General features: G+C 35.8%; 18 protein-coding genes and 1 pseudogene. 12 read left to right on the plus strand and 7 right to left on the minus strand.

The window, feature by feature from the left end; all coding sequences use genetic code 11:
- From L6C30_RS13390 to L6C30_RS13400, 3 genes and pseudogenes are all read left to right on the plus strand, one after another.
- A pseudogene (locus L6C30_RS13390) lies at positions 1-70 on the plus strand (transcriptional regulator); the annotation flags it as partial.
- 492 nt (positions 71-562) lie between these two features.
- A complete protein-coding gene (msr(E), locus tag L6C30_RS13395) occupies positions 563-2,038 on the plus strand; it encodes an ABC-F type ribosomal protection protein Msr(E) (protein ID WP_000052512.1) in 1,476 nt (491 codons plus the stop codon).
- 55 nt (positions 2,039-2,093) lie between these two features.
- Entirely contained in the window at positions 2,094-2,978 is an 885-nt protein-coding gene (locus L6C30_RS13400) for an Mph(E) family macrolide 2'-phosphotransferase (protein WP_000155092.1), read from the plus strand.
- Between the two features lie 189 nt (positions 2,979-3,167).
- Here L6C30_RS13400 and L6C30_RS13405 read toward each other — a convergent pair whose 3' ends face one another.
- Complete coding sequence (locus L6C30_RS13405; protein ID WP_015060246.1) at positions 3,168-3,779, minus strand: recombinase family protein; 612 nt, start codon at positions 3,777-3,779, stop codon at positions 3,168-3,170.
- Between the two features lie 225 nt (positions 3,780-4,004).
- Complete coding sequence (gene tet(39) / locus L6C30_RS13410) at positions 4,005-5,192, minus strand: tetracycline efflux MFS transporter Tet(39) (RefSeq protein WP_004856455.1); 1,188 nt, start codon at positions 5,190-5,192, stop codon at positions 4,005-4,007.
- Positions 5,193-5,257: 65 nt separating this feature from the next.
- On the opposite strand from tet(39), the gene L6C30_RS13415 reads away from it, so the two are divergent.
- The 3 genes from L6C30_RS13415 (at position 5,258) to L6C30_RS13425 (ending at position 6,768) form a co-directional block, all read left to right on the plus strand.
- Positions 5,258-5,899, plus strand: a complete 642-nt coding sequence (locus tag L6C30_RS13415) for a TetR/AcrR family transcriptional regulator C-terminal domain-containing protein (RefSeq protein WP_004787586.1) — start codon at positions 5,258-5,260, stop codon at positions 5,897-5,899.
- A gap of 280 nt (positions 5,900-6,179) precedes the next feature.
- The gene (locus L6C30_RS13420) at positions 6,180-6,491 is read left to right on the plus strand and encodes a BrnT family toxin (RefSeq protein WP_004728473.1); all 312 of its coding nucleotides are present in this window, start codon (positions 6,180-6,182) and stop codon (positions 6,489-6,491) included.
- Positions 6,454-6,768, plus strand: a complete 315-nt coding sequence (locus L6C30_RS13425; protein WP_005091750.1) for a BrnA antitoxin family protein — start codon at positions 6,454-6,456, stop codon at positions 6,766-6,768. The genes L6C30_RS13420 and L6C30_RS13425 overlap by 38 nt, the downstream gene beginning before the upstream one ends.
- Before the next feature lie 62 nt (positions 6,769-6,830).
- Here L6C30_RS13425 and L6C30_RS13430 read toward each other — a convergent pair whose 3' ends face one another.
- From L6C30_RS13430 to L6C30_RS13450, 5 genes are all read right to left on the minus strand, one after another.
- Complete coding sequence (locus L6C30_RS13430) at positions 6,831-7,187, minus strand: lysozyme inhibitor LprI family protein (RefSeq protein WP_236163260.1); 357 nt, start codon at positions 7,185-7,187, stop codon at positions 6,831-6,833.
- 36 nt (positions 7,188-7,223) lie between these two features.
- Positions 7,224-7,838, minus strand: coding sequence for a hypothetical protein (locus tag L6C30_RS13435; protein WP_236163261.1), 615 nt, complete (start codon positions 7,836-7,838; stop codon positions 7,224-7,226).
- Positions 7,839-8,635: 797 nt separating this feature from the next.
- Positions 8,636-8,839 (minus strand): hypothetical protein, encoded by a 204-nt coding sequence (locus L6C30_RS13440; protein ID WP_236163262.1) that lies wholly within the window; start codon positions 8,837-8,839, stop codon positions 8,636-8,638.
- 26 nt (positions 8,840-8,865) lie between these two features.
- Positions 8,866-9,198: a type II toxin-antitoxin system YafQ family toxin gene (locus L6C30_RS13445; protein ID WP_120371452.1), complete on the minus strand. Its 333-nt coding sequence runs from the start codon at positions 9,196-9,198 to the stop codon at positions 8,866-8,868.
- Entirely contained in the window at positions 9,170-9,451 is a 282-nt protein-coding gene (locus tag L6C30_RS13450) for a type II toxin-antitoxin system RelB/DinJ family antitoxin (RefSeq protein ID WP_236163263.1), read from the minus strand. Before L6C30_RS13450 ends, L6C30_RS13445 begins: the two co-directional genes overlap by 29 nt.
- Positions 9,452-10,238: 787 nt before the next feature.
- Here L6C30_RS13450 and repM point away from each other — a divergent pair.
- From repM to L6C30_RS13480, 6 genes are all read left to right on the plus strand, one after another.
- A complete protein-coding gene (repM, locus tag L6C30_RS13455) occupies positions 10,239-11,195 on the plus strand; it encodes a replication initiation protein RepM (protein WP_126039601.1) in 957 nt (318 codons plus the stop codon).
- Positions 11,188-11,742, plus strand: coding sequence for a plasmid replication DNA-binding protein (locus L6C30_RS13460; RefSeq protein WP_236163264.1), 555 nt, complete (start codon positions 11,188-11,190; stop codon positions 11,740-11,742). The genes repM and L6C30_RS13460 overlap by 8 nt, the downstream gene beginning before the upstream one ends.
- A 12-nt stretch (positions 11,743-11,754) precedes the next feature.
- Positions 11,755-11,898, plus strand: a complete 144-nt coding sequence (locus L6C30_RS13465; RefSeq protein ID WP_164836615.1) for a hypothetical protein — start codon at positions 11,755-11,757, stop codon at positions 11,896-11,898.
- Positions 11,899-12,169: 271 nt separating this feature from the next.
- Positions 12,170-12,502 carry a hypothetical protein gene (locus L6C30_RS13470; RefSeq protein ID WP_180054179.1) on the plus strand — a complete coding sequence of 111 codons (333 nt, stop codon included), beginning with the start codon at positions 12,170-12,172 and terminating at the stop codon, positions 12,500-12,502.
- An 84-nt stretch (positions 12,503-12,586) separates the two neighbouring features.
- Positions 12,587-13,063 (plus strand): DUF1643 domain-containing protein, encoded by a 477-nt coding sequence (locus L6C30_RS13475; protein ID WP_236163265.1) that lies wholly within the window; start codon positions 12,587-12,589, stop codon positions 13,061-13,063.
- 218 nt (positions 13,064-13,281) lie between these two features.
- Positions 13,282-13,492, plus strand: a 211-nt coding sequence (locus tag L6C30_RS13480; RefSeq protein ID WP_236163266.1) for a BrnT family toxin, incomplete at its 3' end; no start/stop codon positions are given.

Consider the following 13,492-nt stretch of genomic DNA (forward strand, 5'->3'; position numbering starts at 1 on the left):
ACGACGCTATCCAACTGGACCAGCAGCTACATTGATTCGAATTTTAGATGCTCACCCAAGCCTTATTTGAAAAAATTACTTAAAAAATGGGAGCTTAAGGCTCCCATTTTTATTTCGTATAAGGTGTATTATGTTAATTTTAGAAAATCTTCACTACTATTATTTTAAAATAAGCCTTATATCCAAGCATAAAACAAGGTTGTCTAGACTTCTTTTAACAGTAAAGTTATCATAAAACTGAATTTTATTTTTTAGGTAAGTTTATGCATTCTATCCGCATTCGTTAAGACACAACTATTTGCATAGTGACACTATTTTATAATGGTGGGCTTTTGTTGTGTCTTTAAGAATATATGCGGATATATAAAGTAAAAGTATGCTTAATTTATAAGTATGCTTTTAGTGCATAGTTTCCAGTTATAACTTAATTGACTAGCTATTTGTCCACCCTGTGGATGAATAGCTTTTTTTTTGGGAGGACACTGTGATGCTAGCTTTTGTTTTCACCTAAATCCTGTTTGCTGCATAAAAAATTTCAAGAGCTAAACAGGAGTAAATAAAAATGAGTTTAATTATTAAAGCGAGAAACATACGCTTGGATTATGCTGGGCGTGATGTTTTGGATATTGATGAATTGGAAATTCACTCTTATGACCGTATTGGTCTTGTGGGTGATAACGGAGCAGGAAAGAGTAGTTTACTCAAAGTACTTAATGGCGAAATTGTTTTAGCCGAAGCGACATTACAGCGTTTTGGTGATTTTGCACATATCAGCCAACTGGGCGGAATCGAAATAGAAACGGTCGAAGACCGGGCAATGTTATCTCGCCTTGGTGTTTCCAATGTACAAAACGACACAATGAGTGGCGGAGAGGAAACTCGTGCAAAAATTGCTGCCGCATTTTCCCAACAAGTACATGGCATTCTAGCGGATGAACCAACCAGCCACCTTGATCTCAATGGAATAGATCTACTTATTGGTCAACTTAAAGCATTTGATGGAGCATTACTTGTTATCAGTCATGACCGATATTTTCTTGATATGGTTGTAGACAAGATATGGGAGTTAAAAGACGGTAAAATTACGGAATATTGGGGTGGTTACTCGGATTACTTGCGTCAAAAAGAAGAAGAGCGACAACACCAAGCCGTAGAATATGAGCTGATGATGAAGGAACGGGAGCGATTAGAATCTGCTGTGCAAGAAAAACGCCAGCAAGCTAATCGATTAGACAATAAGAAAAAAGGAGAAAAATCCAAAAACTCTACCGAAAGTGCTGGACGACTTGGGCATGCAAAAATGACTGGCACCAAGCAAAGAAAACTGTATCAGGCAGCTAAGAGTATGGAAAAGCGTTTGGCTGCATTAGAAGATATTCAAGCACCAGAGCATTTGCGTTCTATTCGTTTTCGTCAAAGTTCAGCCCTAGAACTGCACAATAAGTTCCCGATTACGGCAGATGGTCTGAGCTTAAAATTTGGTAGCCGTACTATCTTTGATGACGCTAACTTTATAATACCGCTTGGCGCTAAAGTCGCTATAACTGGATCGAATGGAACAGGGAAAACGTCCTTGTTAAAAATGATATCAGAACGTGCTGATGGATTAACCATATCTCCAAAAGCTGAAATTGGCTACTTTACACAAACAGGATATAAATTTAACACGCATAAATCTGTGCTCTCCTTTATGCAGGAAGAGTGCGAGTACACAGTTGCGGAAATTCGTGCAGTATTGGCTTCAATGGGGATCGGAGCGAATGATATTCAAAAAAACTTATCCGACTTATCGGGAGGTGAAATCATCAAACTGCTTTTATCCAAAATGCTTTTAGGAAAATATAATATTTTGCTTATGGATGAACCAGGAAACTATCTTGACCTAAAAAGTATTGCCGCATTAGAAACAATGATGAAGTCCTATGCAGGAACTATTATCTTCGTATCTCATGACAAGCAATTGGTCGATAATATTGCTGACATTATCTACGAGATCAAAGACCACAAAATCATCAAGACTTTTGAGAGAGATTGTTAATGATAGCCAATCTAATCCGAACATTAATTATTGAACTCTTTAAAGGAAATTAAAAATGACAATTCAAGATATTCAATCACTTGCTGAAGCACACGGCTTGTTGCTTACGGACAAAATGAATTTCAATGAAATGGGCATTGATTTTAAGGTCGTTTTTGCTCTTGATACAAAGGGGCAACAATGGTTGCTGCGTATTCCTCGTCGTGATGGCATGAGGGAACAAATCAAGAAAGAAAAACGCATTTTAGAATTGGTAAAAAAACATCTTTCTGTAGAGGTTCCTGATTGGAGAATTTCATCTACAGAATTAGTGGCTTATCCCATACTTAAAGATAATCCTGTTTTAAATTTGGATGCTGAAACCTATGAAATAATTTGGAATATGGACAAAGATAGCCCGAAATACATAACATCTTTGGCAAAAACCTTATTTGAAATCCATAGTATTCCTGAAAAAGAAGTTCGGGAAAATGATTTGAAAATTATGAAACCTTCAGATTTAAGACCTGAAATAGCAAACAATTTGCAGTTAGTAAAATCTGAAATTGGTATAAGTGAGCAATTGGAAACCCGCTACAGAAAATGGTTGGATAATGATGTTCTATGGGCAGATTTCACCCAATTTATACATGGCGATTTATATGCTGGGCATGTACTAGCTTCAAAGGATGGAGCTGTTTCAGGCGTTATTGATTGGTCAACAGCCCATATAGATGACCCAGCGATTGATTTTGCTGGGCATGTAACTTTGTTTGGAGAAGAAAGCCTCAAAACTCTAATCATCGAGTATGAAAAACTAGGGGGTAAAGTTTGGAATAAACTATATGAACAGACTTTAGAAAGAGCAGCGGCCTCTCCTTTGATGTATGGTTTATTTGCCTTAGAAACTCAAAATGAAAGCCTTATCGTTGGAGCAAAAGCTCAGTTGGGAGTTATATAATTTAAAAATATGATTGCTGAGAACTGCCTTGTTTTGAAACTTGGTTGGCTTTAATTAGTTTTTAGTATTCTTTATAGAAAATGCCTCGATCAAGGGGCATTTCTAACAATCATTTAACATAAAATTTCTTATGTGAAGTAACCTGAATGCAGCGGTGCCCCATTGGGGGCGCGTTGAGATAAGCCTCTTTTAGATAACTTTAGCAACTCGATAGACAGTTGCAACTCCACAATTCACTGCTTTGGCAATTTCTTCCTTAGTCATATTGCCAACTACTAGCAATTCTTTTATTCGTTTATGTTTAGCCTCATTTGCCTTCTTGCCTGTTGGTTTGTAACCCGAACGTGCCAGGCCCTGCTTAATACGTTCTATACGTTTCTCATTGTCTAGGCGGGCCATTGTTGCCAGAAGATCAATCAACATATTGTTGATGAGTTCCAAGATTGAATGAGTAATGCTGTCACTGGTTTGAATCATTTGGTAGGTAGTAGGAAGATCTGCTACGACTAAACGAAGTCCCTTCTCCTGGATCCTGCGCTTCAGCTCTTGAAAATCTCGTTGGGTTAGGCGTGATAAGCGGTCAATACTTTCAACTAACAATGTGTCACCTTGATTTGCTTCTGACAGTAGCTTATTCAATTCAGGTCGGTCTAACTTCGTACCACTATAGTTTTCCACGTACACAATGGTTTCACCCAAATTCAAGTTTTGGTTTAGATCCTGAAGAATCTGCAAAGCCCTTTCTGCATCTTGATCTTTAGTTGAAGCTCGTAGATAAATACGTGTATTCATTTCTATCATTTAATCTTAATTCTATTAGATTAATGATAATACTATCATTTAATTATTGCATTAAGTCTAATGATAGATATTGTATGCGATTTGGCTCGCTATCATTCAGGTATAGTCTTTTGATAAAAAAAGCATGACTAAAAGCCATGCCTTGGGAATTCGTATAACGTGTATTATGTTAATTTTAGATAAACTATAGAATCCATTAGTTTTTAAACCAATAAATTAAATATTTTATGGAACTCCAGAATATTTATTCAGGCGATACTTAAGCAATAAGGGTAGGGTGATTACATAAAGTATTGCAGCTAATGCCCATACCATTCCAGGAGCTGATGCCTGAGTCATAAAATAGAGGCTAGTAACTAATACAGGACCAATTATAGCCCCCAGACTATTAAAACTGCTTAATAGCCCTTGTAATTCACCTTGTCTTTCATCACTAATACCTCTGGACATCATTGCTTGCAAAGCAGGAACGGCTACTCCACCAAGGGCAAACAATGGTAACAACGCAAAAGGCACCCATTCTTCAACAGCAATAGATAAAAGAAGTAAACCAATTGCATCGCAAGCTATTCCACATAACAACGTATTTTTCTCTCCAAACCTCTTTACCATAGGGGCGATAGCAAAAGCCTGTGCAATAGAATGGCATATTCCATAACTAGCAAGGGAAACACCTGCAATAAATATACTCCAGCCATAACGATCCTGCCCATAGATAACCCATAAAGTTGCGGGGACTTGTGAAACCAATGTGATAATTAAAAAGATACCAAGCAATGGAGCCATATTAGGTTGAGTGATCAAATAGGATAATTTCTTTAATATTGATTGCTCCTGAACCTTCTCAGTCATTTTATTGCTGTGTTTTGATTCTTTTAATAAGACTGCTGTCATTATTAAATTAATCCCATTCATAAAAGCAGCAGCAAAGAACGGTGCATGTAAGTTCCATTCACCCAAAACTCCACCTATTACCGGACCCGCTATAAACCCAATACCAAAGACAGCTCCAAGGAGACCAAACCTTTTTGCACGCTCATGGGCTGGAGTAATATCTGAAACATAAGCTGTTGCAACAGCCATGTTGGCACCTGTAATTCCCGCAAAAATACGACCAATATATAGCCACAATAGAGAAGGAGCAGCAGCCATTAGGAGATAATCAGCCGTTGCACCAGCAATTGAAATAATTAATACAGGTCGACGTCCAAATCGGTCACTCAACGCTCCAAGGATAGGTGCAAAAATGAACTGCATCAGAGCATACACAGCTAATAAAGCACCATAGTGAACACCGCCTGCTTCAGCTCCAGCCAATGACCGTAATAATTCAGGCAAGATCGGCATAATTAAACCAATCCCAACAGCATCCAGAAATATAGTGATTAAAATCACGCTCAATGATTTCTTCACAAATGCCTTCTCTAGCAATGATAGAATTAATATTCTCTCACACACTCCCTATCAGTGATAGATTTATGAGTAAAAAAGATATTGCACCTCAACGTCTGACACGTGAAATAGTCCTGCGTACCGCATTGGATATGTTGAATGAAGAAGGCATAGATTCAATAACCACACGCAAGCTAGCTCAACGATTGGGTATTAAATCTCCAACTCTATATTGGCATTTCAAGAATAAATCCTTGTTAATGGAAGCAATGGCGGAAACCATTATAAATGAACACCATTTAGTTTCTTTACCCATCGATGGGATGACATGGCAAGATTGGTTGCTCGCTAATTCTGTAAGCTTTCGTCGAGCACTACTAGCTTACCGTGATGGTGCTCGTCTACATGCAAGAACTAGCCCCAGTCAAGGACATTTCAACACGATTGAGGCCCAAGTTGCGCTGTTATCTCATGCTGGGTTTTCTCCTGTTGAAGCAGTTGCATTACTTATGACATTAGGAAGGTTTATTGTTGGGTGGGTCCTTGAGGAGCAGCAAGAAGAAATAAGATCAGACCCACCATTCGAAGCCGATCCAACTATATATCCACTCATGCTCCAAGGAGTGAATACCTTACAAAATATGAATGCGGATGACATTTTTGAAAATGGGATTCGTATGGTGATTATCGGTGCTGAAAGACAACTTGATATTAAAATGCAAACTTAACTCTATACTGCTTTAAGCAACTGTTCTATTTAGTAATAAAGCTTTTATCCTTAATTATTTAACATAATAGTGGTTATACGCAATACACTTGTATATTAATATAAAAATCAATATTTTAAAATTTTTCACTCAACCCCAAAATCAGTAAAAAGCCGACTTCGAAACAAGTCGGCTTTTTTATGTTCGATTCTGTAATATTTTGCCAATAAAAAGTGGAACAACTTTGCAAAATTTACAATTTTGTATTAACATTTTTATATTAACAAAAAGCGATACAACTATGGAAATTGAGTTTTCATGGGATGAGCATAAAGCAGATACAAACCTCAAAAAACATGGTGTAGCTTTCGAAGATGCAACCTTGGTTTTTTATGATGCCTATGCCGTCTTCAAACAGGATCGCTTTGAAAATGGTGAATATCGTTGGCAAGCGATAGGTCTCGTACACGGCCAGACAGTTTTATTAGTGGCTCATACTGTACAAGATCATAATGGGATTGATCATATCCGCATTATTTCGGCACGACAGGCAGAGAAAAAAGAGAGGAAACAATATGAGCAAAACCGTTACCTACAAAATGGATTTGAATAATCCTCCTGTCTTATCTGAAGAACAAAAGGCAAGACTTGAGGCATTAGATAAACGCCCAGACAGTGAAATAGACTTTTCAGATATTCCCGAACTTGATGAAAGTTTTTGGAAAAATGCAGTGCAAAATCCATTTTACAAGCCGACTAAACAAGTAACTACGGTTCGCATCGATGCAGATGTCATGCAGTGGCTAAAAGCCCAAGGCAAAGGCTATCAAACACGAATGAATAAAATTTTACGGGATGCCATGCTAAAAGAATTAAAAAATCATCAATAAAAATGGGAGCTTATCGCTCCCATTTTTATTTCGTATAAAGTTTTCCACTACCCCGAATAGCTTTAATTTTTTAACTGTTTTTTTAATTTAGTTAAACGCTCATCATATTCACCGAGCATACAATATGTATAGTGTACTTGACTGTTTTCACATGTTTTTTCGGTATTTTTTAACCATTGTGCCTGCTGATTTTTAAGTACATTATATTTTTGAATATTACTCTTTTTTACTTGATTAAAAATCGTTGTAATTTCAGACTTATACTTAGTAATAGCATAGTCACTACACTGCTCTACCACTCCGTTATTGATGTTACCACTCAAATCCAAGCAAATTGAATAGTAATCTACATTCTTTGCTTGGGTATTAAAACCCATTGTTATTAATAATAAAACCAAAGCTACATTTTTATATTTCACAAGAATTCATCTCAACAATATTTTAGAATATCTAAATTATTTCATAAGAAATTTAGATAAAAATCTATCTAAATCAGGAATTAACGTATAATTTCCGTATCTTTCCTGCCATCCCTTTTCCAAAACTTCAATACAGTCTTGCTCTGTGAAAGGAATTTTATTTTCAAAAATCGTGATATTTTCAGGTAATACTTCTAATTTAAAAGAACTGACTTCAAATCCAAACTCACTTTCTACATCATCCCATGACCATTCTGAAAAATCGTCTTCATTTTTCAGAATTCTGTAAACTTGATTAATTCTTTTATCTAAAAGACCTGATTCAACCATTTTTTCTTTTAATTTAATTCTTTCCTCTTCTGTTAGATATTTACAATCCTTGTAATAACCAACAAAGAATAAATCACCATTACTATCCCTAGAAAAAAAGAAAATATTATGTTTTTCAGAAAATAAGCTAGAAACATCAGCCTTCAAATAGCCATAAACCTTACCATCAATTAATTCATTTTTATTGAAATTCCATGCTTCATGACCAATACCAAAATGAGAAATATAATTATCATTCCCTTTCTCAATTGCATATCCAGATATATCTGGTTTTTGATATAAATTTTCATTCCATGAAATTTTTTGGAGTAGATTAGCCACAGCATTATTCCTTTTTAAATACTTAATATATATAAATTAAAGCCATTATCTACTGTATATATATACTGTGCAACTGTCAGATTTTGAGAGAAAAATTTTCAAAAAATTAGCTAATTTTAGCTAAAGTCTGACAATTGACTTTTGTAAAAATATTACCTCATTTAACATAAAATCTCTTATGCGAAATACAGTCTTTTACGTGCTGCAAAACTCCAAGCGAGAAAGATTTTTTCTAATTTAGTCGCAATCAAAAATCTATGCTTTCTTACCTGGTCACCACTATAAATCAATAAATTACGATACAAATTTAAGCCCAATTAAGCTGCAAAACTTCAAGCGAGAAAGATTTTTTCCAAATAAACCCAATAACTAAACATAAATAACTGTTTTATATAAATTTATGTAAATATTAAAAAACACTTTTCCTAAAAAATAAGAACATCTCTAAAACTAAACGACCTATTGAAGCCAGATACTCATATTTGGTGTCCAAAAAACTACTCCGTAGGACAAGACAGGACATTGAGCGTAAGCGAATTGTCGGGGGTAATGGACTAGTTCACCTTGCGTGTACTATTACATTACACATCTTGCCTCATCGTACAAATTCCAGTTTGCGTATATTTGCCTTTATTTGCTACATACCACACACTAGGATTTGCCTTTATTTGATCTTATTTGCTGATTTTTGCTTTTAGTTGCGCTTTTTTGATAAAACCATTTGCTTTAATTTGATGAAATTTGCTCTTTTTTGATAAAAAAACACCAAAATAAATACCATTTAAGCTCTTATAGGCTTATTTAGGGTTCAATCGTCTCCATTCAGCCATGAGTGCAGCTTCTTCCTGCTCCAGAGTCGTTTCACCGTTCAAAATACGCTGGTGTCTTGCGTCTTCATAAGGTTGGCAAGCATCAATGACTTCTTGAGAAAATTCGTGATCTACGATTCCCTTTGAGATTCTAAAAATCTCTTTTAACCGTTCTTTTTCTGCTTCATTCATAAATACAGATCCTCGTTGTTTGGTGCTTACTTAAATAACTCGCTATGCGTTCCAGTACGGACAAAAACCACCATCTCAAACTTAGAGAGTGGCTCGATGCGATAGATCAGCAGGAAATCGCCACCGACATGCAATTCACGGCAGTTTTTCCATTGATTACCACTTAGCGCATGATCAACCCATTCAGCACCCAAAGGCTCATCATTGGCCATAATCAACATCATGACCTCTTTAAGTTTCCCCATGTCATAACGGCCACTACGAGAAAGCCTTTGCCAGTCTGCTAAAAACTCTTTTGTATAGTCCGATGACCGAGGTAAAACGGCCCGTTTATCTTTCGCTGTTTTTTTCGAGGTCATTAAACAAGTCTTCTACAGTTTCAAAACGGGCTTTCTTGGCTTGAATAAGCGCATCAGCTTCATTCATAGCAACTACAGTTGTGGTATTGGGTACACGTACATCGAATGGAATCGCCTGTTCCGCCACTACACGAGTCAAAAAGATTCGTACAGCATCAGATACAGACATACCCATTGATTTCAAAGCTTGTTGCGCCTGTAGCTTTGTTTCATCATCAATTCGAACGTGTAGCATTGAGGTTTGAGAAGTCATATCTTCACCTGAATATTATGTAACTCAATTGAGATACATAATAGCATATTCAGGCCTGAATATTTCAAAGAAAAGGATCTTTCGATTTATTCATCAAACAGAAAAATTAGGCCAATAAAAAAATATTGCATTTAAACGCTCTATTTTCACCATAGAGCAGCTATATCAAACTCAAACATAGTAACCTAGCTAAAAACAAAAAAGTCTCTCTAAGCTCAAATAGAAGCAAATGACACAACACTAATAAACCACTAGAAAACATTAACCAAGCGAGTGTCTACGAGCGGCATCACCAAAATTCGCAACTCGACTTTCTGAAAAACAGCTTTTTAGGCTGTGAAGCCTAAATAAGCCTAAATCACATGCAGAAAAAGGAGCCTAGATCGAGCGAAGCGAGTAAAAAAGCTTTATGAGCGAAGCGAATTCCGAGTTGCTTTTGATCTTGCTTTTGCTTTTTCTCAAAGTCATAACTGGATGGTTCAAAAAATTGCCCCACGAATCGAGCGAAAGCGAGATTCAATAGAGTTTGAGCGAAGCGAAAACCAAGGGCAATTTTTCTTTGCCTGGGCTTTTAATTATTTTAAAGTTTTTAAATGCTTTTAGACATGCTGAAAGCCTTTATTTACAGGGTTTTCAAGACTAATAAGACTACAATTTCTTTGTCATAAGACTACAATTTCTTTGTCATAAGACTACAATTTCTTTGTCATAAGACTACAATTTCTTTGCATTTGATTACATCAAATGCTAGTGTAGTCTTAATAACACTTATAACCTATGCAGTCTTATGAAAAATGACTTAGTAGTAAAAGATAATGCCTTAATTAATGCCAGTTATAATCTTGAAGTAACCGAGCAACGGCTTATCCTTTTATCAATAATAAGAGCAAGAGAAACAGGCCAAGGGATCTCATCCGACAGTAAATTAGAAATTCATGCTTCTGATTATGCTTCTCGCTTTGATGTCACCAAAGAAGCTGCATATAACGCTCTAAAGAATGCAGTTAATAATCTTTTTGAAAGAAAGTTCTCTTTTAAGGAAATTCATAAAGATACAAACAAAGAAATTGTAGTCAAATCCCGCTGGGTTAGCCGAATTGCATATGTTGATGACCTTGCTACATTAGAAGTTACCTTTGCACCAGATGTTGTTCCTCTTATTACAAGATTGGAAAAGCACTTTACGAGCTATCAACTTAAACAGGTTGCTCAACTCACTAGCAAATATGCTATTCGTCTATATGAGTTTCTAATTGCTTGGAGAGACGTAGGAAAAACACCTGTTATTTCTTTATCTGAGTTCAGAGAAAAATTAGGACTTGATATTAATGAATATCAAAAAATGGTTAATTTTAAAAGTCGTGTTTTAGAACCAGCAATAAAGCAAATCAATGAGCTAACTGATATACATGTAAAATACGAACAGTACAAAACAGGAAGATCTATCTCAGGCTTATCATTCACTTTTAAGCATAAAAAAATTGATTCTATACCTTCAGAAAGAGATCCAAATACGGTAGATCTCTTTACCCAAATGACTGATGCACAACGTCACATGTTTGCAAATAAGCTTTCAGAACTCCCTGAAATGGGTCGCTATTCACAAGGAACTGAAAGCTATCCTCAATTTGCTATTCGTATTGCTGAGATGCTGAAAAATCCTGACCGAATAAAAGAACTATACCCGTACCTAAAAAAAGTGGGATATATGCCATCAAGTAAAAAGGATGTAGCAAATGGCTAAGTTATCACTAAGTGAAGTATCTAATCGCTTTAACGTCAGTCGCTCTACGTTATATAGGGCCATAAAAGAAGGACGTATATCTCGAAGCTCTGATGGACTTTTTGATATTGCAGAAGTCATCCGATGCTTTGGGGAGCCGATCAAAAAGCATGAACAAAAACAAGAAGTGAATCAGTCTAAGGATGATGCGGATTTACGTCAGCTTGTTGATTTCATGAAAAAGGAAATTGAGTCATACAAAGATCGGGAAAAACGCTATTTAGATCAAATAGACCGCTTTCAACTACTATTAGGGCATAAAGAGTCTGAAGAAAAAATGTCTCATGATGCACCAGTGACACATCCTAATGATGCACCATGCGACAACAGTAGTGAAACACGTGAAACTATTGATAATAATAAATATGGTGAAATTAGTACATCTAATGAAACACCAGTGACACACCCCAATGAAACACCAAAACACGTATCAAAGACACACTATGAGACAAAGAAAAAACGTGGCTTATTTGGCCGTGTGCTGAATGCTGTTTTTGATAATGACTAAGGGAGAGAGATCATGCCGAAACTGAAAGACATTGCCCTGGGCATTATTGTGGCCCCGCTGCTGATCCCGATTATGCTGATTGCAGCATACCAGGATAAAAAGGCACTCAAAAAAGAGCTGAATGAACGCCAAAAAGAAAAAGACCAAGCATCCTGATTATTCAATTAACCTAAACAAAGTCGTGAAACATTGATCAAAGAATAGGCGTGGAACGTGAAAAGTCATAAAAAAAGCCCAATCGGGTGTGATTGGGCTATCAACTAGAAACTACAGCATTGATTTCTATAGATAATTATAACGCATTTCGTATAACGTGTATTATGTTAATTTTAGTGAAACTTTAAAAACTCCATATCAATAAGAATAATAGATGTTTCAAGCTAACTGGTTATAATTAATGAAATTGTACAAAATCTGATTTATAAACATGACTTACGAAGAAATTAAAGATTTAACATTACAACTGACTTATCGCGATAAATTTCGACTTGCTCAACTACTCATTCAAACTGGAAGAAAAGAGGAAGAAGAACAATACGTTGAAAAAGTGAAAGAAGATAACTCTATAGATTTAGATTATGTATCAGAACGACTACTTAAAAGCCGTCCAAGTAAAGTAAAAAGCTTGGAAAATTTCATCGATGCTATGTTTCAATTTAAAGGATCTATTTCAGAGGAAGATAGATCCATAATTGTCTCTAACCTACAGAAAAAGAAAATTATAAAAATAGAAAAAAATGTAGTTCTGTATTTAATGTAGGTAGTTATACGAAGAAAAAAAGCGTGGCTCCAGTATCCACGCTTTTTATAACTCGTTTTATGTCAATTTTAGGAAAAATTTATAATGGAAAAGGGTGCTGAAATCTCAGAATGCAGTAAATATCGTTATTCTCTTTGGAGAATTTGGGATAAGGATAAACCCATATTTACATTTATAGGATTAAATCCTTCGACAGCAGACCATGTTCAAGATGATCCCACTATAACTCGCTGTATTAACTTTGCTAAAAGTTGGGGGGGCGGAGGTATTTATATGGCCAATCTATTTGCATATAGAGCCACTAAACCCCAAGAGATGATGGCTCAAGAAGATCCTATTGGTACTCAAAATGATGAATATCTATACCGTTTAGCTTCTCAGTCAAAACACATCATTGCTTGTTGGGGAAACGATGGAGCTTTTAAAGAGCGGTCAACTTTTGTAAAACAGCTTCTGAAAGACAAACTGTACTATCTTGAATTAAATAAAAGTGGAGAACCGAAACATCCTCTTTACATCCATTCTTCAACTCAAATAAAGCCTTTTTTAGACCCCATTTAACATAATGGTGGTTATACGCAATACACTTGTATATTAATATAAATATCAGACACTTAATAAAACCATAAAAATGCAAAAATGCCCAAAAAGCCGATTTTGAAACAAGTCGGCTTTTTTATGAGCAGTTTTGGAATGTTTTGCCAATAAAAAATGGAACAACTTTGCAAAATTTACAATTTTGTATTAACATTTTTGTATTAACAAAAAGCGATGCAACTATGGAAATTGAGTTTTCATGGGATGAGCATAAAGCAGAAACAAACCTCAAAAAACATGGTGTAGCTTTTGAAGATGCAACCTTGGTTTTTTATGATGCTCATGCCGTCTTCAAACAGGATCGCTTTGAAAATGGTGAATATCGTTGGCAAGCGATAGGTCTCGTACACGGCCAGACAGTTTTATTAGTGGCTCATACTGTACAAGATCATA

It is taken from the genome of Acinetobacter sp. KAM396 (assembly GCF_021602765.1).
Classification (GTDB): Bacteria; Pseudomonadota; Gammaproteobacteria; order Pseudomonadales; family Moraxellaceae; genus Acinetobacter; species Acinetobacter towneri_A.